Source organism: Nocardia heshunensis, from assembly GCF_054782115.1.
Window position 1 is genome coordinate 660,653 of record NZ_BAAGTC010000009.1, and the last position, 24,280, is coordinate 684,932.

25 protein-coding genes are annotated in these 24,280 nt (G+C 66.7%); 15 read left to right on the top strand and 10 right to left on the bottom strand.

What is annotated here, in order from left to right:
- Positions 1-58: 58 nt before the first annotated feature.
- Positions 59-559, bottom strand: coding sequence for a PH domain-containing protein (locus tag ACYVN4_RS31145; RefSeq protein WP_460725563.1), 501 nt, complete (start codon positions 557-559; stop codon positions 59-61).
- 300 nt (positions 560-859) lie between these two features.
- Here ACYVN4_RS31145 and ACYVN4_RS31150 point away from each other — a divergent pair, with 300 nt between their 5' ends.
- The 3 genes from ACYVN4_RS31150 to ilvC all read left to right on the top strand — a co-directional run bounded on the left by ACYVN4_RS31150 (position 860) and on the right by ilvC (position 4,392).
- Positions 860-2,779, top strand: coding sequence for an acetolactate synthase large subunit (locus tag ACYVN4_RS31150; protein WP_460725564.1), 1,920 nt, complete (start codon positions 860-862; stop codon positions 2,777-2,779).
- Positions 2,776-3,279 carry an acetolactate synthase small subunit gene (ilvN, locus tag ACYVN4_RS31155; RefSeq protein ID WP_379364703.1) on the top strand — a complete coding sequence of 168 codons (504 nt, stop codon included), beginning with the start codon at positions 2,776-2,778 and terminating at the stop codon, positions 3,277-3,279. Before ACYVN4_RS31150 ends, ilvN begins: the two co-directional genes overlap by 4 nt.
- A gap of 111 nt (positions 3,280-3,390) precedes the next feature.
- A complete protein-coding gene (gene ilvC / locus ACYVN4_RS31160) occupies positions 3,391-4,392 on the top strand; it encodes a ketol-acid reductoisomerase (RefSeq protein WP_379364835.1) in 1,002 nt (333 codons plus the stop codon).
- Between the two features lie 107 nt (positions 4,393-4,499).
- Here the strand turns inward: ilvC and ACYVN4_RS31165 are convergent, their stop codons facing one another.
- The 3 genes from ACYVN4_RS31165 to ACYVN4_RS31175 form a co-directional block, all read right to left on the bottom strand.
- On the bottom strand, positions 4,500-4,814 hold the full coding sequence (locus tag ACYVN4_RS31165; RefSeq protein ID WP_460725565.1) for a hypothetical protein: 315 nt from the start codon (positions 4,812-4,814) through the stop codon (positions 4,500-4,502).
- 165 nt (positions 4,815-4,979) lie between these two features.
- On the bottom strand, positions 4,980-5,699 hold the full coding sequence (locus ACYVN4_RS31170; RefSeq protein ID WP_460725566.1) for a hypothetical protein: 720 nt from the start codon (positions 5,697-5,699) through the stop codon (positions 4,980-4,982).
- A 261-nt stretch (positions 5,700-5,960) separates the two neighbouring features.
- Positions 5,961-6,731 carry an SDR family NAD(P)-dependent oxidoreductase gene (locus tag ACYVN4_RS31175; protein ID WP_460725567.1) on the bottom strand — a complete coding sequence of 257 codons (771 nt, stop codon included), beginning with the start codon at positions 6,729-6,731 and terminating at the stop codon, positions 5,961-5,963.
- Between the two features lie 119 nt (positions 6,732-6,850).
- On the opposite strand from ACYVN4_RS31175, the gene ACYVN4_RS31180 reads away from it, so the two are divergent.
- From ACYVN4_RS31180 to ACYVN4_RS31195, 4 genes are all read left to right on the top strand, one after another.
- On the top strand, positions 6,851-7,474 hold the full coding sequence (locus ACYVN4_RS31180) for a TetR/AcrR family transcriptional regulator (protein WP_460725568.1): 624 nt from the start codon (positions 6,851-6,853) through the stop codon (positions 7,472-7,474).
- A gap of 75 nt (positions 7,475-7,549) precedes the next feature.
- Positions 7,550-8,425 carry an alpha/beta fold hydrolase gene (locus ACYVN4_RS31185; RefSeq protein ID WP_460725569.1) on the top strand — a complete coding sequence of 292 codons (876 nt, stop codon included), beginning with the start codon at positions 7,550-7,552 and terminating at the stop codon, positions 8,423-8,425.
- Positions 8,426-8,618: 193 nt separating this feature from the next.
- Entirely contained in the window at positions 8,619-10,688 is a 2,070-nt protein-coding gene (locus ACYVN4_RS31190; protein WP_460725570.1) for a neutral/alkaline ceramidase, read from the top strand.
- A 4-nt stretch (positions 10,689-10,692) separates the two neighbouring features.
- A complete protein-coding gene (locus ACYVN4_RS31195) occupies positions 10,693-11,190 on the top strand; it encodes a GNAT family N-acetyltransferase (RefSeq protein ID WP_460725571.1) in 498 nt (165 codons plus the stop codon).
- Here ACYVN4_RS31195 and ACYVN4_RS31200 read toward each other — a convergent pair whose 3' ends face one another.
- Positions 11,191-11,868, bottom strand: a complete 678-nt coding sequence (locus ACYVN4_RS31200) for a nitroreductase (protein ID WP_460725572.1) — start codon at positions 11,866-11,868, stop codon at positions 11,191-11,193.
- Positions 11,869-11,949: 81 nt separating this feature from the next.
- Here ACYVN4_RS31200 and ACYVN4_RS31205 point away from each other — a divergent pair, with 81 nt between their 5' ends.
- Positions 11,950-12,399, top strand: coding sequence for a winged helix-turn-helix transcriptional regulator (locus ACYVN4_RS31205; protein WP_460725573.1), 450 nt, complete (start codon positions 11,950-11,952; stop codon positions 12,397-12,399).
- 15 nt (positions 12,400-12,414) lie between these two features.
- Here ACYVN4_RS31205 and ACYVN4_RS31210 read toward each other — a convergent pair whose 3' ends face one another.
- Together ACYVN4_RS31210 and ACYVN4_RS31215 are read right to left on the bottom strand one after the other, a co-directional pair.
- A complete protein-coding gene (locus ACYVN4_RS31210) occupies positions 12,415-13,422 on the bottom strand; it encodes an MBL fold metallo-hydrolase (protein ID WP_460725574.1) in 1,008 nt (335 codons plus the stop codon).
- Positions 13,423-13,501: 79 nt separating this feature from the next.
- Positions 13,502-14,596: a heparan-alpha-glucosaminide N-acetyltransferase domain-containing protein gene (locus tag ACYVN4_RS31215; RefSeq protein WP_460725575.1), complete on the bottom strand. Its 1,095-nt coding sequence runs from the start codon at positions 14,594-14,596 to the stop codon at positions 13,502-13,504.
- A gap of 348 nt (positions 14,597-14,944) precedes the next feature.
- On the opposite strand from ACYVN4_RS31215, the gene ACYVN4_RS31220 reads away from it, so the two are divergent.
- Both ACYVN4_RS31220 and ACYVN4_RS31225 read left to right on the top strand, forming a co-directional pair.
- Positions 14,945-16,996, top strand: coding sequence for an ATP-binding protein (locus ACYVN4_RS31220; protein ID WP_460725576.1), 2,052 nt, complete (start codon positions 14,945-14,947; stop codon positions 16,994-16,996).
- 332 nt (positions 16,997-17,328) lie between these two features.
- Complete coding sequence (locus ACYVN4_RS31225; RefSeq protein WP_460725577.1) at positions 17,329-17,547, top strand: cold-shock protein; 219 nt, start codon at positions 17,329-17,331, stop codon at positions 17,545-17,547.
- A 62-nt stretch (positions 17,548-17,609) separates the two neighbouring features.
- Here ACYVN4_RS31225 and ACYVN4_RS31230 read toward each other — a convergent pair whose 3' ends face one another.
- A complete protein-coding gene (locus ACYVN4_RS31230; protein WP_460725578.1) occupies positions 17,610-18,413 on the bottom strand; it encodes a nucleotidyltransferase domain-containing protein in 804 nt (267 codons plus the stop codon).
- A gap of 650 nt (positions 18,414-19,063) precedes the next feature.
- Here ACYVN4_RS31230 and ACYVN4_RS31235 point away from each other — a divergent pair.
- From ACYVN4_RS31235 to serA, 4 genes are all read left to right on the top strand, one after another.
- Positions 19,064-20,230: a globin domain-containing protein gene (locus ACYVN4_RS31235; protein WP_460725579.1), complete on the top strand. Its 1,167-nt coding sequence runs from the start codon at positions 19,064-19,066 to the stop codon at positions 20,228-20,230.
- The gene (locus ACYVN4_RS31240) at positions 20,221-20,949 is read left to right on the top strand and encodes a DivIVA domain-containing protein (RefSeq protein ID WP_460725580.1); all 729 of its coding nucleotides are present in this window, start codon (positions 20,221-20,223) and stop codon (positions 20,947-20,949) included. The genes ACYVN4_RS31235 and ACYVN4_RS31240 overlap by 10 nt, the downstream gene beginning before the upstream one ends.
- A 66-nt stretch (positions 20,950-21,015) precedes the next feature.
- The gene (locus ACYVN4_RS31245; RefSeq protein ID WP_460725581.1) at positions 21,016-21,417 is read left to right on the top strand and encodes a globin domain-containing protein; all 402 of its coding nucleotides are present in this window, start codon (positions 21,016-21,018) and stop codon (positions 21,415-21,417) included.
- 239 nt (positions 21,418-21,656) lie between these two features.
- Positions 21,657-23,255, top strand: a complete 1,599-nt coding sequence (serA, locus tag ACYVN4_RS31250) for a phosphoglycerate dehydrogenase (RefSeq protein ID WP_460725582.1) — start codon at positions 21,657-21,659, stop codon at positions 23,253-23,255.
- 82 nt (positions 23,256-23,337) lie between these two features.
- Here the strand turns inward: serA and ACYVN4_RS31255 are convergent, their stop codons facing one another.
- A complete protein-coding gene (locus ACYVN4_RS31255; RefSeq protein WP_460725583.1) occupies positions 23,338-23,580 on the bottom strand; it encodes a hypothetical protein in 243 nt (80 codons plus the stop codon).
- 24 nt (positions 23,581-23,604) lie between these two features.
- Complete coding sequence (locus ACYVN4_RS31260) at positions 23,605-23,847, bottom strand: hypothetical protein (protein WP_460725584.1); 243 nt, start codon at positions 23,845-23,847, stop codon at positions 23,605-23,607.
- 60 nt (positions 23,848-23,907) lie between these two features.
- Here ACYVN4_RS31260 and ACYVN4_RS31265 point away from each other — a divergent pair, with 60 nt between their 5' ends.
- The gene (locus tag ACYVN4_RS31265) at positions 23,908-24,219 is read left to right on the top strand and encodes a hypothetical protein (RefSeq protein ID WP_460725585.1); all 312 of its coding nucleotides are present in this window, start codon (positions 23,908-23,910) and stop codon (positions 24,217-24,219) included.
- Positions 24,220-24,280: the final 61 nt, after the last annotated feature.

Here is a 24,280-nt window from a genome sequence, read left to right on the forward strand (position 1 = left end):
GGCTGTGGCGACTACGCCGGAACATTTCCGCAAAGACGTGCTCCGGCGGGCCTCAACGTTACTCCGGCGCGGACTCGCCCTTGTCGTCGTCCTCTTCCACGGTTTCCGCGGCCTCTTCCTCGGGCTCGGCGAAGGGGTCCGGGATGCGGCCGTTCGAGGCGGCGACCAGAGTCGCGAGCTGTCCGTAGCCGACTGCGGGCAAGGTCACATCGGAGTCGTCGGCCAGGTGCACCTGCAGGTAGCCGCGCTTGGGGATGCGCAGTCCCTTCACATCGGACCAGTCGACGTGGCGCGAGCCGAAAAGAGTGCGGGTGTCGATCCCATTGTCCGAGACGGTGGTCCGGGTGCGCTCGACCCAGATCGCCACCACGAGCGGGATCGCGAACAGCACCCACAGCACCTGCGGCCAGCCGAAGAACGGGAACGCGACGCAGAACAGCAGGATGAACACGCCCATGTGAGCGAGCCGGGGGATGCGGATCACCTGACCCGCGTCCGATTCGGACTCGGGCGTGTGGGACGATCGAGCAGGTGGCACGGACTGATGCTGTGAGGACACACCCACATCCTTGCATCACGGTGAACGGACCCGATCAACCGCACTGTCTCACATAATGAGACCCAATAGGTCAGCTGTTTGACTCATCGACCAACGCGCAATTACCGTCGAGCGCGTGAATCGAACCGAGCTTCTCGTAATCGGCCGGCGCGTCCAGCGCTGAGCCGACGACTGTAGGTCATTTACGTCAGCTCGCAGCTGCGACGCGCCACCCTCGAACAGCCACCTGGCTGTCGGGGGCTTTTTTGTGTTCAGGCAAGTCCATGAACTGGAACGACAAGCAGTAAAGGAACCAAGACGGTGAGCGCACCTACCGCACGGCCCGGGCCCTCGGCCCGTAAGCCCGCGCCTACGGCCCAGCCGACCCCGGCTGTGGCTGCTACCCCGAATCGTCGCCAGGTCCCGCCCGAGCGGGTCACCGGCGCGCAGTCTGTTGTCCGCTCCCTCGAGGAGCTCGGCGTCGACACGATTTTCGGTATTCCGGGCGGTGCTGTTCTTCCCGTCTACGACCCGCTGTTCGATTCGGTCAAGGTCCGCCACGTGCTGGTGCGTCACGAGCAGGGCGCGGGTCACGCCGCGACCGGTTACGCCCAGGCCACCGGCAAGGTCGGCGTCTGCATGGCGACCTCCGGTCCCGGCGCGACCAACCTGGTCACCCCGATCGCCGACGCGCAGATGGACTCGGTGCCGCTGGTGGCCATCACCGGTCAGGTCGGCCGTTCGCTGATCGGCACCGACGCCTTCCAGGAAGCCGACATCTCCGGCATCACCATGGCGTGCACCAAGCACAACTTCCTGGTGACCGACCCGATCGATATCCCGCGGATGCTCGCCGAGGCGTTCCACCTGGCCTCCACCGGCCGCCCGGGCGCCGTCCTGGTCGACATCCCGAAGGACGTGCTGCAGGCGCAGACCACGTTCTCCTGGCCGCCGGAAATGAAGCTGCCCGGCTACCGTCCGGTCACCAAGCCGCACGGCAAGCAGGTGCGCGAGGCCGCCCGGATGATCATGGACGCCAAGCAGCCCGTGCTCTACGTCGGCGGCGGCGTCATCAAGGCCGACGCCAACGAGGAACTACTGGAGCTGGCCGAGCTGACCGGCATCCCGGTGGTCACCACCCTGATGGCGCGCGGCGCGTTCCCGGACTCACACACCCTCAACATGGGTATGCCGGGTATGCACGGCACCGTGGGAGCCGTTGCGGCACTGCAGCGTTCGGATCTGCTGATCACCCTGGGCGCGCGTTTCGACGACCGCGTCACCGGTCAGCTGGACTCGTTCGCGGTGAACGCCAAGGTGATCCACGCCGACATCGACCCCGCCGAGATCGGCAAGAACCGCCACGCGGACGTCCCGATCGTGGGCGACTGCCGTGAGGTCATCACCGAGCTCATCGAGACCCTGAAGGCCGACCCGGCCGCGTCGGGCAAGGCCCCGCTGCTGGATCTCACCGAGTGGTGGTCCTACCTGTCGGGCATCCGCGACAGCTACCCGCTGGGCTGGAAGACCCCGTCCGACGGTTCGCTCTCGCCGGAATTCGTGATCGAGAAGCTGGGCCAGATGGCCGGTCCCGACGCGATCTACTGCGCGGGCGTCGGTCAGCACCAGATGTGGGCCGCGCAGTTCGTCAAGTACGAGAAGCCGCGCACCTGGCTGAACTCCGGTGGCCTGGGCACCATGGGCTACGCCGTGCCCGCCGCCATGGGCGCCAAGATGGGCATGCCGGACCGCGAGGTCTGGGCCATCGACGGTGACGGCTGCTTCCAGATGACCAATCAGGAGCTGGCCACCTGTGCCGTCGAGGGCGTGCCGATCAAGGTCGCGCTGATCAACAACGGCAACCTGGGCATGGTCCGCCAGTGGCAGACCCTGTTCTACGAGAAGCGCTACTCCAACACCGATCTGGGCACCCACACCCTGCGCATCCCCGACTTCGTGAAGCTCGCGGAAGCCCTGGGCTGCCACGGCATTCGCGTGGAGAAGGAAGAGGACGTGGAGGCCGCGATCCGCGAGGCGCAGTCGATCAACGACCGTCCCGTGGTGATCGACTTCATCGTCGGCAAGGACGCGCAGGTGTGGCCGATGGTCGCCGCCGGTACGTCCAACGACGAGATCATGGCCGCGCGCGGCATCCGCCCGCTGTTCGACGACGACGAGTCGATCGCCGAACCGGCCGTCATCCACGAGGCCATGTCGCACGAGAAGGGGTCGCAGGAATGACCACCACCCACACCCTGTCCGTGCTGGTGGAGGACAAGCCGGGCGTGCTCGCGCGCGTGGCGTCCCTGTTCTCCCGGCGTGGCTTCAATATCCAGTCGCTCGCGGTCGGCGGTACCGAGATCCCCGAGATCTCGCGCATGACCATCGTCGTGACGGTGGAGGATCTGCCGCTCGAGCAGGTCACCAAGCAGCTCAACAAGCTGGTCAACGTGATCAAGATCGTCGAGCAGGATGCCGAGTCCTCGGTGGCCCGCGAACTGATCCTGGTCAAGGTGCGCGCCGACGCGAGCGTGCGCACCCAGGTCATCGAGTCGGTGAACCTGTTCCGCGCCAAGGTGATCGACGTGTCGCCCGACGCGCTGACCATCGAGGCCACCGGCACCCGCTCCAAGCTGGACGCGCTGCTGCGCATGCTGGAGCCGTACGGTATTCGAGAGATCGTGCAGTCCGGCGTCGTCGCTGTGGGCCGTGGACCCAAGTCCATCACCGCGACTCGCTAGTAACCGGCCGCCACGGCGGCCACCCGCTCGTCATCCCGGCATGCTTTTGGCCGGGATCCACAACGCTTAATCACTGAATCCAAGAAGGAGCTGACCAAAGTGGCAGTCGAGATGTTCTATGACGACGACGCTGACCTGTCGATCATCCAGGGCAAGAAGGTCGCCGTCATCGGCTACGGCAGCCAGGGCCACGCGCACTCGCTGAGCCTGCGCGACTCGGGCGTCGACGTCCGCATCGGCCTCAAGGAGGGCTCGAAGTCCCGCGCCAAGGCCGAGGAAGCCGGCCTCACCGTCGGCACTCCGGCCGAGGTCGCCGAGTGGGCCGACGTCATCATGGTCCTCGCGCCCGACACCGCGCAGGCCTCGATCTTCACCAACGACATCGAGCCGCACCTGGTCGCGGGCAACGCGCTGTTCTTCGGCCACGGCCTCAACATCCACTTCGGCCTGATCAAGGCTCCGGCCGATGTCACCGTCGGCATGGTCGCCCCGAAGGGCCCCGGCCACCTGGTGCGTCGCCAGTTCGTCGACGGCAAGGGCGTTCCGGCCCTGATCGCCATCGACCAGGACCCGACCGGCGAGGGCCAGGCGCTGGCGCTGTCCTACGCCAAGGGCATCGGCGGCACCCGCGCGGGCGTCATCAAGACCACCTTCAAGGAAGAGACCGAGACCGACCTCTTCGGTGAGCAGGCCGTGCTCTGCGGTGGCACCGAGGAACTGGTCAAGGTCGGCTTCGAGGTCATGGTCGAGGCGGGCTACGCGCCGGAGATGGCCTACTTCGAGGTGCTGCACGAGCTCAAGCTGATCGTCGACCTGATGTACGAGGGCGGCATCGCCCGCATGAACTACTCGGTCTCCGACACCGCCGAGTTCGGTGGCTACCTGTCGGGCCCGCGCGTCATCGACGCCGGGACCAAGGAGCGCATGAAGGCGATCCTGACCGACATCCAGGACGGCACCTTCGTCAAGCGCCTCGTCGCCAACGTCGAGGGCGGCAACAAGGAGCTCGAGGGTCTGCGCAAGGCCAACGCCGAGCACCCGATCGAGGTCACCGGTGCCAAGCTGCGCGGCCTGATGAGCTGGGTCGATCGCCCGATCACCGAAACCGCCTAAGGTTTCCGGCTTTTCGTCAATGCGAAGGCCCGCCAGGGATCTCCTGGCGGGCCTTCGCATTTCGCGCATGAAGGGGGTTATGCGCGAGGTATTCGTCTGTGGCGGGGTTACCAGCTGCCGGTGGGCGGCAGCATCTGACGCCAGCAGCAGTTGCCGCGATTCCAGTCGTCGTCGCCGCGGTTCCAGTCGTCCCGGTCCCGGTTCCAGTCGTCGCGGTCCCGGTCGTGGCGGTGGTGCCAGTCGTCGTTGTCCCAGCCGTTGTTCCAGCCGTCGTCGTGATGCGGCCACGCCACATCGCTCGGGGTGGGCTGGAGCGGGACATCCGCGGAGGCCGGAACTGTCACTGCGGCAAGAGGAATCAGAGCGATCGCGCCGACAGCGGCCACATGGGCGACGGTCCGGCGTAAGGATATCGACTTCATGGTCACAAACGATGCCCGAGATCGCCCCGGACCGGAACCAATTCCCTGTGAATTCAGGGCCGAATGGTCCTCATGTATGACTTTTCCCCCGGAACCACCCTGAAACCCGTTGGACGGCAACGGCCCCGCAGGATTCCTCCCGCCGGGCCGTTCGCACGTGCACTGTCAGATCAGCGCGCCCGCTCCGGCGCCGAGGAGGGTGCCGGTCGCCAGACCGATCACGGCGCCGACCACGCATCCGGGCGGTGCGGTGAGCGGGGCGATGATGGGAGCGAGGGGGCCCGCCGGGAGGGTGGCGATGGCCGCGCCCGCGATGCAACCGATGACTGCGCCGCCCGCGGCTCCCGCCAAGGCGCCCGCCGCGATATGGTCGGCGCGGCTGGGAGCGACGCCGACGGACCGGGTGAACTGGGAGATCTGGGCCTCGGGGCCCGCCAGTGCGCTGTTGACCTGGGCGACCTGATCGTCGCTGAGGAAGTCCGGGGCAATGGCGGTGAGATCACCGGCGCGCAGTTCGCGCGGGTTGGTGGGGACGATCACGCCGATATCCGGTGTCGGTTCCGGTGCGTGCAGATCGCCCGGCTCGATCGGAGCGGCGGGATAGTCGCGCTTCGGGTCCGGCCTGGTCGGTGCGTAATCGCTTTGCGGCGCCACGCCGTGCGCATCGTCCTGCGGCGAGACCTTCTGAGTCGGCGGCGCGGGTGTGCTGACGCCCGGCTGGGCGGCACCGGCATTGGGGGAGCCCGGATCCGGCTGGGTCACACCGGGTTGCGGCGCGGCGTGGGCGACGGCGCTGATACCCAGCGCCGCGGTCATCGGGATGGCCGAGACGGCGGCGCGCACCAATACGCGCTGAGTTGCCGTCTGCCTACGGTGCTTCGCCATGGGTGAAGCCCAACCTTTCCTGTACACAACAACGTTCGAGCATGGCGGGATCGGTCAACCGGTGTTGTTGTGCCAGCAGGCAATTGCCACTATCGGCGACATGGACTCAACCCCCTTACGGTCTGGCATCGCTCAAACCGTATGGCACGCACTATGCCGTAGATCGCAAAACTTGCAAATCGGGTAGTGGCAACCCTGAAACCCCTTGCACGGCAACGGCCCCGCGGGAATCCTCCGGCGGGGCCGTTCGCAATGCGGCTGTCAGTAGTGCGTGCCGCCGTCGATCCGGATCTCGGTGCCGGTGATGAACGCCCCGTCATCCGAGGCCAGCATGGCGACGACGCCCGCCACGGTATCCGGCGAGGCGAACCCCTGCCCGATCCCCGGCGCGAGCTTCATGAACAGGCTCAGATCGGCATCCGCCGGCAGCCCCGGCCCCCGCCCATCGGTCATATCACTCGAAATCGAGCCCGGTGCAACGGCAACCACCCGCAGTCCCTGCTTGGAGTACTCCGCCGCCAGTGCATGGGTCATGGACATGATCCCGCCCTTGGACGCGGCATACGCGGCCATGTAGGGATGCGCGAAGAACGCGGACGTAGAGGTGAAGTTCACGATCACACCCTTGTCCGATTCCAGCAGTCGGGGGAGTGCTTCCTTGATCATCAGGAAGGTCCCGGTCAGGTTGACCGTAATGATCTTGTTGAAGTCGGCCAACGGCATGTCGTGCGTGTGCGCGGACCGCAGAATGCCCGCAGCATTGATCAGCGCATCGATCCCGCCGAGGGTCTCGACCGCCGCGGCCACGCCAGCTTTCACGGATTCTTCGTTGGAGATATCGATCGTCACCGTGGTGAGTCGATCCCCATTCCCGTTCTCGGCGGCCTGCTTCGCAGTCTCCGCCAGCCCGGCCTCATTCACGTCCGCGCCAACGACCTGCCCACCCTCGGCCAGGATCCGATGCACGGTAGCCCGCCCGATCCCCGACCCGGCTCCGGTCACCACTACTCGACGCCCGTCAAAACGCTCCATTGCGATTCCTCCTACAACTAGCTGTCTCTGCCTGACACGGTACGCCTGATTGGCACAACGTGCCACCCTGGCATCCCGTCGATTAGGATTCATGCAAGTCCCACGTCAAAGGAGGTGATATGTCCGCCCAACCCCTCGAACCCGCCCGCCGCCCGTCCCTGGCGGAACGCCGCAAGACCGAAACCCGCATGGAAATAGCCCGAACCGCAGCCCGCCTCTTCGCCACCCACGGCACCGCCGCGGTCACGGCCGAGCAGATCGCCGCCGAATCCGGCGTAGCCCTGCGCACCTTCTATCGCTACTGCGGCACCAAGGAGGAGGCCGTCGAACCGATGCTCGCGGCGGGCGCCCAACGCTGGCTGGTCGACATAGCCACCGGCCCACCCCGCCTGCCCACCCTCCCTGAATTCGAATCCGCCGCCGTCGCTTCGATGGCCCCGGTAGACGGCCATGACGACCTGGAGACCACCCGCGGCCTACTGCGTGCCATGGACACCGACCCGAGACTCCGGGCCGTCTGGCAACGCATCAACCTCGACGCCGAACGCGAGCTGTACCGCATTCTGACGGAATTGACCGGGCCACAAGGAGATCCGTTCCACAATCGACTGACTGCGGCGGCCGCCGCGGGTGCCATTCGGGTGGCACTGGAACTGTGGGCCCAAGACGACACCGCCGAGCGCAACGCTTCCCCGGCAGATCTGGTCGTCCGCTGTATGCGCCGACTCCACGTCGCCGACTAGCCGAATGTCCGGCGGGGCAGCGATCGTCGAAGAATTCTCCGGGTTCGTCGGGGGCGTGGAGGGTTAGCGTGAGTCATGGCTGCTGATCGAGATCTACCCGCTATCTCAGGCGTTCGTCGGAGCTTTGTCTCGGCGCGAGGCGTGAGATTTCACGTGACCGAGGCGGGGGAGGGACGGCCGGTGCTCGCGCTCCACGGGTGGCCGCAGCATCACTTCGTCTACCGGGACCTGTTGGCGAATCCCCCTGAAGGGCTGCGGATTATCGCGCCGGATCTGCCGGGGTACGGGTGGTCGGGGGCGGCGCCGCATCGCTGGGCCAAGGACGATGTGGCTTCGGATGTGCTGGCGCTGATGGATGCGTTGGGGCTCGAGCAGGACGTGCTGCTGACGGGGCATGACTGGGGTGGGTTCATCGGGTATCGGATGGTTCTGCGGGAGCCGGAGCGGTTCGGTGGGTTCCTGGTGTTGAACATGGCGCATCCGTGGGCGCCGAAGGGGGATGTGGCTCGGCAGGCTTGGCGGCTGTTGGCTTATCAGCCGCTGATGGCGAGTGTGGGGGTGCCGTTGCAGCGGCGGACTCGGTTCTTGGAGTGGTTGTTCGGGAATGCCATGTCGGAGGGGCATGGGATGGATCGGGAGACCATCGAGGTCTTTTCGCAGCGGTTCAGGGATCCGATAGTGGCTCGGGCGGCGACCGATACGTATCGGACGTTTCTGCTGAAGGAGATTCCTGCTTCGGTGCGGAGGCCGGAGGTTCGGGCGGCGACGGTGCCGGTTCGGGCGTTGTTCGGGAAGGGGGATGCTGCCGTGCATTACTCGTTGGCCGCGGCGGAGACGGCTCGGGCGGATGACTACACGGTGGAGTATGTGGAGGGGTGTGGGCACTTCATTGTGGATGAGCGGCCGGAGTTGGTTCGGGAGGCGCTGATTCGGTTGGCGGAAGCGCGGTGACCTGCTGATATTCGGCGTGTGCGGCCCGGGGTGCGGGGCGGGCGGGGTTAGGGTGGCGGGCGGTCGTCGGGGTACTCGGCTAGAAATTGGTCAAGTGACCGACTAGTCTGCGGGAAACCTGAAATAGAACGGGTTCACTCTTTTGTGGGTGCGGGCCGGGGTTCGCATGCTGCGGTGTGGAAGTGAGGGTGTTATGACGCTGTCCCGGCGGGCTGTGCTGGTGGGCGCTGCGGTTGGTGGCGTGGGGGCCGGCGTGGTGGTTGGTGCGAATGCGGTTGGGGTGCAGCCGAATCGGCAGCAGGCCGCGGGGCAGGATTACCAGGTCGGGGTGGGGATCGCGGATATCACCGGGGCTCCTGCCGGGCAGGGGATGATGGGGTACTCCGAGGCCGATCAGGTGACGACCGGACTCCTCACGCGGTGTTATGCGCGGGCCTACATCGTGGTGGATCAGGCCACCGGGGATCGGGTTGCGTTCGTCAACACCGACAATGCTTGCCTGTTCCAGTCGGTGCACCTGGTGGTGATGCAGCAGTTGCAGCAGCGGTTCGGTGGGCTGTACACCGAGCGGAACGTCAATATCAATGCCACGCACAACCACAACTCGTGCGGTGGCAGCGCTCGTGAGTATGCGTATTCGCTAGCGGCCATGGGGTTTCAGCAGAACTCGCATGATGCCGAGGTGAACGGGATCGTCAAGGCGATCGTGAATGCGCACGAGAACATCGGGCCGGGGTCGATCATGCTCGGGCATGGCGAGTTGCACGATGCGAGTGCCAATCGGTCGCGGGTGGCGTTCGAGGAGAACCCGGCCGAGGACAAGGCGGAGTTTCCGGACGCGATCGATCCGAAGATCACGGTGCTGCGGTTCCGTAAGGGCGGCAGGGACGTTGGGGCGATTACCTGGTTCGCCACGCACGGCACGAGCCTGACCGATCGCAACACCCTCATCTCCGCGGACAACAAGGGCTATGCCAGTTATCGCTGGGAGCACGACGAGATGGGTGTGCGTCATCTCGAAGGCGCACCGGCATTCGTGGCGGCCTTCCCACAGACCAACCCGGGGGATATGACCCCCAACCTCTGGATCCGGCCGATGCACCCGTCGGGTCCCACCGAGGACAATCGCACCAACTGCGCCATGATCGGCGAGCGCCAATATCAGGCGGGCCGAAAGGCTTTCGATGCCGCGTCGCCGATGACGAGCGCCGGTGTGGACTCGGTGCTGCACTATGTGGACCTCTCCGATACCGCCATCGACGGCGACTACACGCCGGATGGGAAGCCCGCGCGCACCTCGCCCGCCATGATGGGTGCGGCGGCGATGGCGACCAGCACGGAGGACAACTGGAACTCCCAGCTGTCGTTCCTGCAAGAGGGCGACTCGAATCCGATGGTGGCCGCGCTCGGCGGGCTGAACTCGCCGATCGAGCAGTGGATGCGGGATGTGCAGGCGCCCAAGCTGATTCTGGCGCCGCTGGGGATCCTGCCGCCGCGGCCGTGGGTGCCGCAGGTGGTGCCGTTGCAGTTGATGCGGATCGGTGATCTGGTGTTGGCGTCGGGGCCGTCGGAGTACACGGTGGTGTCCGGGTTGCGGATTCGGCGGATCGTGGCGCGGGCGCTCAATGTGCCGATCGAGAATGTGCTCGTGCAGGGCTATTCGAACGGCTACAACGGGTATGTCACCACGCCGGAGGAGTACGCGACCCAGCAGTACGAGGGCGGTGAGACCCTGTACGGCCGGTGGACGCTGTCGGCGCACATGCAGGAATTCGACCGGCTGGCAAAGGCTTTGGCGGCGCGCATCGACCTCGGACGAGGACCCGCGCCGCTCGATTGGAGCTTCGGGCTGCAGCCGAACTTCCTGCCGCCGGTGCCCGCGGACCTGCCGCACGCCGGGCGCGCCTTCGGCGATGTGCTCACCCAGCCGGATGCGAACTATGGTGCGGGGCAGACGGTTTCGGTTGAGTTCGTGGGTGCGCACCCCAACAACGACTTCCGGCTGGACGGCACCTACTTCGAAATCCAGCAGGGCTCCGGTGACAACTGGCGGCGCAGCTACGACGACAACGACTGGTGCACCGAACTGCATTGGTCCCGCCCGGACGGGCAGCCCGCCGCGTCGACCATCCGCATCCAGTGGACGGTTCCGGACGATGCACCCTCGGGGCGATACCGGATCAGCTACACCGGCGACAGCCGCGACGGCGCGGGAGCCAACAGCGAATTCACTGGCACCTCGGCAGAATTCGTGATCGGCTGAACGAATGTTCGTTCGACCCGCTGAACCCGCCGACGAGAAACTCCTCTGGGCGATGCTCTATGAAGCCTCCTACTCCCGGGAGCAGGGCAGGCACTCGCCCGACGAGCTGCGAGACGTCCCGCACCTCGGCCATTACGTCGAAGGCTGGGGCGCGGCAGGCGATCTCGGCGTGGTCGGCGGGTTCGACGGGGTACCGCTGGGTGCTGCCTGGCTGCGCCTGTTCGATCCCGCGGACCCCGCCTACGGCTATGTCGACGCCGACACTCCGGAGCTGGCCATCGGTGTCGCTCCCGAGAGTCGTGGCACGGGGCTGGGTACGGCCCTGATGTCGGCCCTGCTCGACGCCGCGCGCGACACCTACGACGCCGTCAGTTTGAGTGTCCGCCTGGAGAATCCGGCGCTGCGGCTCTACGAGCGGCTCGGCTTCGTCGAGGTGGAGGGCACCCGCAAGGCCAATCCGGCCGGGACCGTCAGCGTCACCATGGTGCTCCGCTTCCGCTGATCAGCCGTGCCAGGTGACCACCTGATCGAGCGTTGCCCGCGAGGTCCGGAAACCGTTGGCGGCATGCGCGTCCTCCGCGTACCCGAACGACACTCCGGCCAGCACCTGGCGATTCGCGGGCAGGTCGAAGTACTCCCGCAGGAACGGCGAGTAGGTCGCGAGCGCGGCCTGCGGGGCGGTGGCCACGCCGAGGCTCTGCGCCGCCAGCAGGAACGACGTCAGATACAGCCCGCAGTCGACCGCACCGTACGTCCCGAGATCTGCCTCGGTGGTCAGGATCGCGACGTGCGGGGCGTCGAAAAGCTCGTAGTTGCGCAGCATTTGGCGCATGCTGCCCGTGTGATCGCCGCGCGCGACGCCGACCGCGGTGTACAGGGCCCCGCCGCATTCCCGGCGGCGGTCGCGGTAGACGCCCTCGTATGAAGCGGGGAACGGGATGTCGGTGGCGATGGCCGCGCCGTCGATGTGATCCAGCAGCGCCTTGCGGAACCGGTCGGTGGCGGCCGGATCCTCGGTGATGACCAGCTGCCACGGCTGCGTGTTGCACCACGATGGTGTGCGCTGGGCCAGCCGCAGGATCGCTTCGATATCGGCGCGGGGGACCGGCTCGGGGCGGAAGGCCCGGCAGGTGTAGCGGTCGGCCAGTAGTGATTCCAGCGTGGCATAGCGGTCGGACATGTCTCACCCTCCGAATGTGGTCCCATTTCGAGACCGCTCCAATGCAGTCTCATATTAGGACCAGATGGGTAGGATCGGAAGATGCGGTACGAGGAACTTTCCGACGAGCCGTGCTCGATCACCCGGGCGCTGGTGGTCTTCGGCGACCGGTGGACACTGCTCATCCTCAAGGCGGCCTTCTCCGGGGTGCGCCGCTTCAACGGCTTCCAGGCGTACCTCGGCATCTCCCGCGGCCGGCTGCAGGATCGGCTGGATCGCCTGGTGGAGCACGGGATTCTGGCCAAGCAGCCGACCGAGACCGGCACCTACGCGGAGTACCGGCTCACCGCCAAGGGGCACGACGTGTACCCGATCCTCATGGCCTTCCGGGACTGGGGCGACACCCACATGGCCCCGGACGGGCCGCCGGTCTACTACCGGCATCGCGACTGCCCGGGCGAGGCGCACGTGCATCTCGAATGTGATTCGTGCGGAAAGGAACTCACCGCACGTGACGTCGCCCCGGAAGCGGGACCCGGAATGATCGCCTGAATCAGGCGGTGGCGCTCAGGATTTCGGCAGGTCGAAAGCCAGGCAGCCCGGCGCGAGGTAGTCGTCGCGGTCGAGCAGCATGCGGATCTCGGGTCGCTGCGCCTCGGGGATCCGGGCCAGTTCCTCGTGCACAGGGGTGCGGAATGCCTCGCCGCGCGCGGTCATCACCGGCAGCCAGTTGTCGTGATGGTTGGGCACGAACACCTTCGGCCGCAGCGCCTCGACATAACTGCGCGGATCACGCAGCCCGTTGGTGAACTGATTGAAGCCCTGCACCGCGCCGATATGCACGTCCGAGGCGGGCAGGCCGCGCAGCACATCCAGCACGCCGGGAGCCTTGTCCAACAGCGGGCCGGACGAATCATGCCAGGTCAGCACGAACTCGCCGAGCCGGAACTGGTACAGCAGCACCCCGCCTTCGGGCGCGAACAGATTGCGCGCCAGATGACCGGCATCGGTCAGATTCGGTGGGTACGTGCGAATGTCGCACAGGCACGGCCGCGGCCGCACGGGACTCGAGGCATCGTGCCCCTCGTGTCGCGGCGTGCGTGCGGAGTGGATGTGCCGGACGGCCGTGACCGACAGCCCCGGGGCGAGTTCGAAATCGTGCCGCTCACCCGGCGCGGAAGTGCTGGAACCCAGTTCCTTACAAGACAATTCGGACCCGGCCACCTGCTTGCGGACCGTCGCGCAGTGCTCCGCGGTGCCGTGCACCACCGCGCCACTGGCCCGCGCGATCGTCCCGGCATCGGCGGCGTGGTCGAAATGCCCGTGCCCGATGAAGATCGCGACCGGCGCCAGCGCGGCCACCTCCTCCGGCGAGGTCGGCACATACCCAGAGGTCGCGCCGCGCGGCACCCACGCGTCCAGCAGGAACACCACCCCGCCCAGGGCGACCGCGAAACTCGCGCACCCGAACCAGGACACCAGCACTCGATCGTCGCGCACCGCACCGGTGGCCGGATCCACGGCGTCCTCGCCGAAGAAGCGCTGACGTGCGGCGATCATCTGACTGCTGGGCACCCGAATCCCCTTGTCTCACGTCGCGGCCGGCCGGACCCGGCCGCGCCGTCCCGCATTCTGCCCGGTACCGACCGGACTGTCATCCAATCGCGACAGCCCGCCCCGCAGTGGCCCGATCCGACAACCAGGACATCCCGCGCTCCAACGGCCCCCGACCCACGGTCAGCACCCACAGCGTCGACGCCGCGATGGTGACCGCGAGGAAGACGACCAGCAGGGCATTGCCGGAGGATTCCGCCACCATGTCGCCGAGCAGCCACACCGCGATGATGTGCGCCGAATACACCGTCAACGGCAGGGTTCCGACGGCGATGACGGGGAACAGGATGTGGTGCAACCGATTCGCGGCGAGGAGCAGTACGGCGATCACCGTCAGCGCGAACCCCACCGACCCCACGATCTCGAATGTCGAGCCGGAATGCGCTTCGGCCGTGCGCAATCGAGCCCACTCGTTGGGAGCGACATCGCCGAAGCGACCCAGCAGCCACGCCCCTCCGTAGCCGAGCACCATCATCGGCACGCCCGCCGCGAGCATCCGCATGCGGGTCACCCGCGCGGTCAGATCGCTTCGCCCCACCGCAAGTCCGATGAGCGCGAAGGTGATCCACACCAGCCCCGGATAATCACCGGTGATCGCCAGATCGGTCACCTGCGCCCCGGAGCATTCCGCCGCCATCGGATCACAGCTCGACGGCACCAGCGTGCCCAGCCACACCGTCAGCGGCGGCGCGACCATCGCCCAGCCGGCCGCCAGCATCAGCAGCCGCCGCGGCGACCAGTTCAGAAACGGCAAGCAGCACGCGAACAACAGCGCATAGGTCTGCAGGATCACCGAGATCCCGGTATCCAGCATCGTCAACAGCCCACCCAGCGCGAACAACACCAAGGCGCGCACCAGAATTCGCAGCCGCACCCCGACCAGCTCCGCCCCGCTCGGCGGCCGCTGCCGCCCACTCAACAGTGCGATCGACACCCCGGCCAAGGTCGCGAACAAGATAGACGACCGCCCCGCCGCCACCCCGAGCCAACTACCCGGGTCGGTCCACGCCAACTCCCGCAGCACCCCGACATGCACAGTGATCATGCCCAGCACCGCAATCCCGCGTGCGGCATCGATCCCGGCCAGCCGGGACGCGGTCGGTGGCCGCGCAGGCACGGCGAATGCGGTCGTCATACCCGCATCGTGCCCAGCGCACCATGAGCGGATCGTGAGGACGGTCCCGACCGGCGCGTGGCGGCTCGGGAAGGCTGCGGCAGACCCGGAATTCGCAGGGTCTCGGCGGGAGATTGTGAGCGGCTTCGGAACTGCGGTCCAACATCCGGGGCGGCTGCAAAAGGGCATTCGCACCGTCGCGGAGATAACCGAGACCTTGCCGTTGCCGTGGGCTATCGGTCGGTGAATCCCGGAATCACACTGTGACCAAGCGGTCTGTAAATGTTCAGCCCCTCGTTAATCAATCGGCGTTGCATCGAATTCAGAGGTAGCTGAACGAAGGCTACTCGAAGGGCAAAGGGGCCTTCCATGTACCCGGAAGTGCATGTGGCCGCGCACGATCGCGATGACCACAAGTACACCATGCGCATCAGCCGGCTGGCGATCGACAAGCTCGGTATCCGGCTCTACGACAGGGTTTCGGCGGTTCTGGCCGAACTCATCGCCAATTCCTACGACGCCGACGCCACCGAGGTGGAGGTCGTGCTGCCGTGGGGTGCGATGCTGGCCGGAACCGTCCGGGCCGCAGACGAACCCGCCTACGAGATCGTCGTGTCCGACAACGGGCACGGCATGACCGCCGACGAGATCAACGAGCACTATCTGATGGTGGGCTCCGACCGGCGCGTGCGCACCGGCTCGGATCTGTCCCGGGAGCGGCGGCGGCCGGTCATGGGGCGCAAGGGCATCGGGAAGCTGGCCGCGTTCGGGATCTGCCGCACCATCGAGGTGATCACCGCGGGCAGCCGTGATGACGACCGGACCCCGTTGGGCTGGAACGTCTCTCACATCGTGATGGATCTCGACGACATGCTCTCCGACACCGAGAGCGACTACTTCCCGCGACCCGGGCAGCTGGACGGCACCTTCACGTCCAAGCGCGGGACCACCATCATCCTGCGCAATTTCCTTCGCAAGCGGGTGAATACAGGTACCGAGCTGAACCGTCAGCTGGCCGCCCGCTTCGGCATCGAGCGGGCCGACTGGCGGGTGGAGGTGCGCAACACCATCGGGCAGGAGAGCTTCATCCTCAGCCAGCTGCCCATCGACGTGATGGAGGAGACGCGCGTCGATGTCAGCCGGGTGCCGGTGCGATTCGGGCGGCAGTTCCTGCCCCTGACCGGATGGATCGCCTACTCCAAACAGCCGTACCGCGACGATGCCATGGCTGGAGTTCGCATTTACGCCCGCGGCAAGATCGTCGCTCAGACACGGGATTTCGGCATCTCCGCCGGATTCACCGGAGAGTTCAAACTGCGCTCCTACCTGGTCGGCGCGATCAATGTGGACTGGCTCGACGATGACGACGACCTGGTCCGCTCCGACCGCCAGGACATCATGTGGAACTCCCCGCGCGGCGAGGCGCTCGCCCTGTGGGGCCGGGCGCTGATCAAGGAGATCGGTCGGCTCGGTGAGAAATCCATTCGCCGCCGGGTCTGGGAGGAGTTCGTGGAGCGTTCCCGCATCCACGAGACCCTCGACGCCATCGCCCCCGGCGACCGGCTGTTCCGTGATTCGGTGCTGGATGCCGCGCGAATCCTGGTGGCGCACAAGGATCGTGCGTCGCTCGACGATCCGGCGCACATCCAGAACATGCTGCGGCTGGCACTGTCGCTGGGTCCGCAGCGCAGCCTGCTCGACACCCTCAAGGAGATCGCCGAGGAAGAGGGCGATCCCGAATTGGACGTCGTGGTCGCGCTGTTCGAGCGGGCCCGGGTCGCCGAGATCTACTCGCTGGGCCAGATCGCCAGCGAGCGGGTCGCCGTGGTCGCCCGCCTGCGTGCCCTCATCGACGACCGCCGCTCCCTGGAACGTCCCTTCCAGGAGCTCATCGAAAGCGCCCCCTGGCTGCTCGCCCCCGAGTGGACGCCGCTGGGCATGAACGAATCCCTCAAGCGCGTGCGGGCCAGCTTCGAACGCTGGTACACCCAGAAATTCGGCTCCCCGCTGGTCACCTCCACCATCGGTAGCCCGAAGCGCGAACCCGACTTCGTCCTGCTGCACGACTCCGGCGAACTGTGGATCGTCGAGATCAAGCGCATGGACTACCACCTCACCGACGAGGAGTACAACCGCGCCGTCAACTACCTCTACGAACTCGACCATTTCCTCGACGACAACCCGCGGATCGGCGCCCAATTCCCGCGCCGCCGACTGACTTTCATCGTCGACCACATCGACAGGCTCGGCCCCGCCTCGCTCTCCTCCCTGGTGAGCGACCAGCGAGTGGACCGCCGCACCTGGCGCGAACTGCTCGACTCCAGCCTGCGCGCCCACCGCGACTTCCTCGAACGCGTCTACGCCATGCGCGGTGCCAGCCCCGAGGAGGAAACACCCACCCGCGACATCCGCGCAGGCTGAAACCACCCGCGCCGCACCGCCAGCGCCGGGCCGAAGCGAGCACGACCCGAAAGACGCGCCGGTGCCCAGCGCGGGTCCCGGTGCCCGGGCCATCCGAGGGGCAGCCCGGGCACCACCCCTCCCCGAGACCCCCTGCGCGAAGATATATCTTCCCGCTCGGGTGAATTCGACGGTGCTGGGCGTCGGACCAGTGATGCGTCGAGGCCGGTTTGTTCGATTAGTAGTCGAGGCCGCTTGTAGGTGGCCGACCGTTCGGAGCGCGGCCGTGACACCATGGACCGCGGCACGTGCGGGGACGTGGAAAGCAGCCGAACGGTTCGAGAAGGTTGGTAATGGTGCGCGGCACGGTGAAATGGTTCGACAGCGAGAAGGGCTTCGGTTTCCTGAGCGCTGATGACGGCGGGCCGGACGTGTTCGTGGAATACACCGCAGTGCAGGGGCAGGGCTTCCGATCGCTGCTCGAGGGGCAGCGGGTGGAGTTCGAGATCCGCACCACCAAGCAGGGGCCGGAAGCCGTCGCGGTGTGGGTCGCGGCGAAGGTCGAACACTAGCGAACGCAGCGCCGCGGCGGCCGGGGTACCGGCCACCGCGGGGTGATGCTCGATGGATTCTCTCAGCCGCGCAACCGGCGGCGGAAGAATTCGGTTGATAGAGCCTGTGCATGTTGCCGCTGGGCCGGCTCGTCGCGCACGAATTCCACTGCGGCCCGCTCGAACTCGGTGGAGATGAATTCCGCGATCGGTGCGGGCACTTCTCCCGAGCCCATTTCCCGGGTGCGCGACTTCAATTCCGTCAATTCCGCGACGGAGTCGATGAAATCTTTCGGCAGCTCGCATTCCGCCAACAAAGTCGGCACATGCATCGGTGCCACCGCATTGTCCGGGTGTTCGTGCAGCCAGCGCAATGCCATGGCCGGTCGCAGCGAATAGAACACCTTTTTCAACGACCGATTCGAGTCGAACAACTGCCACTGGCGGCGGCCCAGGTGCAGGTAGTGCCGGGCCACCCGATTGCGGTCGGCGACCTCGTCGGCGAGGGCTCGCAATTCGTCGCGGAATTGCGCGTCACCGCGGTAGACGATGGGTGACATCAGCCATTCGATCAGTACCGCGTTGCCGTTCACCAGCAGCCGCAGCGCCTTCAGCAGATCCCAGCCGTTGACATCCAGCAGACCGACCAGTGGCGTCTCGATCACGTCCCGGCCGGGCCAGGGGGTGAGGTAGTCGTCCAGCGGGCGCAGGTAGACGAAACGGCAGTCGTAGTCGGAATCGGGGGAGGGGAACCCCCAGGCGCGGCTGCCGCTCTCGATGGCGAGCAGCATGTCGACGCGGTGTTCGCGCACGATCCGGTCCAGCTCGCCGTCGATCGTGGCGACCACCGCCGGGTCCATGGAAGCGGGGATCGAACGCAGGGTCATGGCAGCCGACCGTAGTGCCCGAGATCCCACCGGTCCACGCGTTTTTCGTGTGTTAAGCCCCCAGAAATAGGGGCGTGATGGGTGCGTTATATGGCGGGAATTCGACATCGATATGAACGAGGCCACAGATTTATTGATACGTGACGCCCGTCACATAGCGTTAATCCCCGTAACGAGCCCCGAAACCCGCCCGATACGCTTCATGTCAAGAAGTTCGACTCGAATACTCGAAGAGGTAATTTCATGATCCCCGTTATCATCGACACCGGTTCCGCTGCTCTCAATGGCCTGCTGAACACCGGCTCGGCTGCCCTTTCCGGCATCCTGAACACCCTGTGGACCGGTTCCTTCGGTGGCTGATTGCCGCTGACTGTCGATTGATTCGACTTTCGAAAGCCCGGCCTCGGACTCCGTAGCTCCGACGCCGGGCTTTCGGCTATCTGTGACCGGCGTCTCCATCGCCGTAAATTCCCCACATCGGACGCGCAATTCGCTGCGCGTTAGCTGAAATTCGGTGTCGCACTTTCGTTTAGACACGCCCACGGCAATGCCCTATGTTTGCCGCATCCGGACGGTCGTCCATGACTCACTCGCACTGATGATGCGGACATGGTCGTGTCCAGAGGGAGTGTTCGAGTGTTGGTGTCCACATGAACGTCGAGGCACTGCAGAGCAGTTGGCGGCTGGTCGAGCGCGTCGGCGACGAGGCCGTCCAGTACTTCTACGCGCACCTGTTCCTGGCGCACCCCGAGGTGCGCGAGATGTTCCCCATCCGGATGACCGGGCAGCGCGAGAAGTTCTTCGCCGCCCTGGGCCGCATCGTCAGCAATGTCGAAACCCTGGCCGCCGACCCGGAATTCGTGGCCCAGCTGGGCCGTGACCACCGCCGCTTCGGCGCGGTCGGCGCGCACTACCCGGCCGCGGGCGCCTCGCTGCTGGCCACCCTCGCGCACTTCCTCGGCCCGCGCTGGACCGACGAGCTCGCCCAGACCTGGACCGCCGCCTACTACGCGGTGGCCGACATCATGATCGACGCGGCCGACCAGGCGTCCAACACTCCGGCCTGGTGGGACGCCGAGATCGTCGCCACCGAACGCCGCAGCGTCGACGTCACCGTGCACACGCTGCGCCCGCACCTGCCCTACACCTATGCCGCGGGCCAGTCGTTGGCCGTCGAGATCCCGCAGCGGCCGCGGCTGTGGCGCTACTTCTCGCCCGCCAACGCCCCGCGCCCCGACGGCACCTTCGACCTGCACGTCCAGGTGGTCGACGGCGGCGAGGTCAGCACCACCTTCGCGCGTCAGGTCCGCCCCGGCGATCAGGTCAGGCTTGGCTCACCCGTCGGCACCGCCTTCCAGATCCCTTCCGGCGCAGTGGAAAACCTGCTGCTGATCGCGGGCGGCTCGGGTCTGGCGCCCCTGCGTGCACTGGTCGACCGCTTCGCGCAGGAGGCCGAGCACTCGCCGGTGCCGCGCGTGCAACTGCTGCACGGCGTGCGCACCTCCTGGAACCTCTACGACCACGAGGCCCTCACCGCGCTCACCGACAATCCCTGGTTCTCCTATACCCCGGTGGTTTCCGAGGATCCCGGCTTCCACGGTGTGCAGGGCACCGTCGGTGCGGTGGCCGCGCGCGGCCGCGATCTGACCGGCACCACCGCGCTGGTGTGCGGCTCGCCCGCCATGGTCGCCGCGACCGTCACGGCGCTGACCACCGCCGGAATGCCGCGCCACGCAATCAGATTCGAGACGTTCGGACAGGCGCCGGGTGCCAACCCCGCCGAGTCGAACAGGAACAAGGTGGCCCAATGGATGTGAAGCCCGACGACATTCGTTCCGTTCGCTTCAAGAACGCGCGCCTGGGCCGCAAGGGTTACGACGCCGAAGAGGTCGACCGCTTCCTCGAGCATGTCCGCTCCGCGATGACCCGGCTGGCCCGTGAGAACCGCAATCTCACCCTCACCAGCAATTCCCCGGAACTGGCTCGGCTGCAACGGGAGAACATGCAGCTGGCCGCCAAGAGCGAAGCCCTGCAGATGCAGATGCAGACCATGGCATCCGCCGGTGAGGTGGCCGAACTGCAGCAGCAGCTGGCCAATGCGCACTGGGAGATCGCCCGGCTGCAGGACGATCTGGAGAAGGACGAGCTGGGCATCAGCGCCCGCGCCGTGCACGTCCTCAACCGTGCCCAGCTCTCCGCCGACGCCATTGTCGAACAGGCCGAACAGCATGCGCGCGACCTGATGTCGGTCGCGCGCGCCCAGCAGCGCGAATTGCTGCAGCGGGCAAGGGATTCCGCGGGCTCGACCCGAGCCGGCTACCCGGATCCGGAGCTGGAGGATCAGCGCCACGAGCAGCTGCGCGCCTACTCCGAGCTGCTGCGGTCGCAGTTGCAGGCCATTGTCGCGACCTTGAACATCGAGGTCGACAAGCTGGCACTGCTGCCGCTGCCGGGAGCCACCGTCGGTGTGCTGCCCGGTGATTCGTTCCCCTCAAGCCTACCGGCCGCGAACGTGGAACACGCAGCACAGCACTGAAATACGCAGCACCGCACTGACATATCGCAACAGCCCACGCGAGAAACGGAATTGGGGGACAACCCTGTGAATATCGAAGCGTTGCAGTCCAGTTGGCAGCAGGTCGACGCGATCGGCCCGGAGGCCGTCGAGTACTTCTACGACCACCTCTTCGCCGCGCACCCCGAGGTGCGGGGCATGTTCGCCGAGGACCTGGCCCCGCAGCGTGAGCGCTTCCTGTCGGGTCTGGCCCGGATCGTCACGAATGTGCAGACGCTCGCCGATGATCCGTCCTTCGTGCAGCAGCTGGGCGCGCACCACGCCCGCCTCGGCGTCGTCGCCGACCACTATCCGGTGGCGGGCGCCTCGCTGCTCGCCACCCTCGAGCACTTCCTGGGCGACGGCTGGACGCCGGAACTCGCGCAGACCTGGACCGCGGCCTACGGCGCGGTGGCGGATCTGATGCTGTCGGCCGACGTCGCCGCCTGAGTCGTGCTCGCGCAGAAGCCGGTTCCGGACCACCCCGGGACCGGCTTCCGCCATTCCGTTCGGAAGTAATAGGCCGACCGCCCCGTATTAGATATACGGGTTTGGAAACCCGCAGTTCACAGCTTTGATGGCGGTTGCCTACCAGGCGGTAAAACACCTTGAAACCAAGCCCATTAAGCTAGCGCCCGTTAATCACTGAATATGCACCGTCCGGATCCCTTCCTCAGGAGTACCCCACCGTGAGCCAAGCAGGCCGCCCTGTTGTTCTGATCGCCGACAAGCTCGCCCAGTCGACCGTCGACGCGCTGGGCTCCGGCGTCGAGGTTCGCTGGGTCGACGGCCCCAACCGCGCCGAGCTGCTCGCGGCCGTGCCGGAAGCCGATGCGCTGCTGGTGCGTTCGGCCACCACCGTCGACGCCGAGGTGCTCGAGGCCGGCAAGAACCTCAAGATCGTCGCCCGCGCCGGCGTCGGCCTCGACAATGTCGATGTGCCCGCGGCCACCGAGCGCGGCGTCATGGTCGTCAACGCCCCGACCTCCAACATCCACACCGCCGCCGAGCACGCCGTCACCCTGCTGCTCTCGGCCGCGCGCCAGATCCCGGCCGCCGACGCCACCCTGCGCGAGCACACCTGGCAGCGCAGCAAGTTCAACGGTGTCGAGATCTTCGGCAAGACCGTCGGCGTCATCGGCCTGGGCCGCATCGGCCAGCTGTTCGCACAGCGCCTCGCCGCCTTCGAAACCAAGATCGTCGCGTACGACCCCTACACCTCGCCGGCCCGCGCCGCCCAGCTGGGCATCGAGCTGCTGACCCTGGACGAGGTGCTCGAGCGCGCCGACTTCATCTCCATTCACCTGCCCAAGACTCCTGAGACCAAGGGCATGCTGAACAAGGAGACGCTGGCCAAGACCAAGAAGGGCGTCATCATCGTCAACGCCGCCCGCGGCGGTCTGATCGACGAGCAGGCCCTGGCCGACGCCATCACCTCCGGCCACGTGCGTGCCGCCGGTATCGACGTGTTCGAGACCGAGCCGTCGACCGACAGCCCGCTGTTCGAGCTGCCGCAGGTCGTCGTCACCCCGCACCTGGGCGCTTCCACCGCGGAGGCCCAGGACCGCGCGGGCACCGATGTCGCCAAGTCGGTGCAGCTGGCCCTCGCGGGCGAGTTCGTGCCCGGCGCGGTGAACGTCACCGGCGGTTCGGTTTCCGAAGAGGTCGCCCCCTGGCTGGAGATCGTCCGCAAGCAGGGCGCGCTGCTGGGTGCCCTCGCCGACGAGCTGCCGGTCTCGCTCGAGGTCCAGGTGCGCGGCGAGCTGACCGCCAATGATGTTGCGGTGCTGGAGCTCTCGGCCCTGCGTGGCGTCTTCTCGGCGCTGATCGAAGATTCGGTCACCTTCGTCAACGCGCCGTCGCTGGCCAAGGACCGCGGCCTGGAGGCCACCGTCACCACCGTCTCGGAGAGCCCGACCCACCGCAGCCTGGTCGACCTGCGCGCCGTGTTCGGCGACGGCCGCACCCTGAATGTGGCCGGCACCCTGACCGAGCCGCACCAGGTCCAGAAGATCGTCAACATCAACGGCCGCAACTACGACATGCGCGCCGAGGGCCTCAACCTGGCCGTCGTCAACTACGAGGACAAGCCCGGCCAGCTCGGCCGCCTGGCCACCAAGCTCGGCGACGCCGGCATCGACATCCAGGCCGCCCAGATGACCCAGGACCTCGACCAGGAAGGCGCCACCGTCATCCTCCGCGTCAACAAGGACGTCCCCGCCGACGTCCAGGCCGCGATCACCGAGGCCGTCGGTGCCGCGAAGGTCGCCCAGGTCGACCTGAGCTGATGCACACCGTCTGAAACACTGTGCCCCTGCCGTCGAAAACGGCAGGGGCACAGTGCTGTTCAGGGTCGGTGTGATCGGTGGATCAGCGGTCGCGGCGGTCGGAGCGGGCGTCGATGATGTCCTTGGCCTCGACCAGGCTGGCCGTCGGGTTCTGCTCGCGGTAGGCCTTGATGGCGTGAATCTTCTTGCCGCGCTGCAGCAGTTCGTCGATCTCGGCGTAGTCGATGGTGCCGGCCGGATCGTGGATGCCCAGGTGCCCGATGATGAGATCGATCTTGCGTTCCAGGCGAACGAGTTTGCGCTCGAGTCGGAGATTATCGAACATCTGCCGAACCCTACCGGCGACGAGTCACAGCGGGGACGGAGCCCCGAAGCGGATCAAACCGTTGCGGGTGTAGCCGAGCACGGTGCAGGTGAGGTGGTCGCCGATGCGCGGCCACTCGCCGCCGCGGCACGGACCCGACCGCTCGTGCAGCAGGTCGCACTCGATGGTGCCGGACCGGCCCGAGGCGGTGCGGACCGAAACCCAGTGGGCTCCATGTCCGGTGACGACACAGTGGACGGTCGAGTGGAGCGGGTACGACGCGTGCATGAGTTGATTTTCGCGCCCGATTCGGGTGAGGCGGGCGGGTTTCTCGCGGATTATTGGTGAATGCGTGGAAAGACGCCGCCCACCGAGCCGCTCAGCGGGCGGGAGCGGCGCAATCTGATGATCGGAACCGTACTGGTCGCCGTGCTGCTCGTGGCCGGGACGGTGCTGTGGACGGTGTTCGATCATCGGCCCGACTACAGCCGCTCCGAGAACGGCTGTGTCGCAGTGCTTTCCGCGGGAACGATGGGCGGGCAGCAGCAGCGGGCCTGCGGCGAACAGGCGCAACAGTGGTGCCGGACGGTGTTCGCGCAGCAGGACGCGGTCTCGCTCAAGGTGCAACAGGAGTGCCGCCGGGCGGGAATTCAGCCCTAACCAGCGGTCCCGAGCCTCCGGCCGTCTCACTGGTTGGGAGCGATTCGCCCTGGTGAAAGGG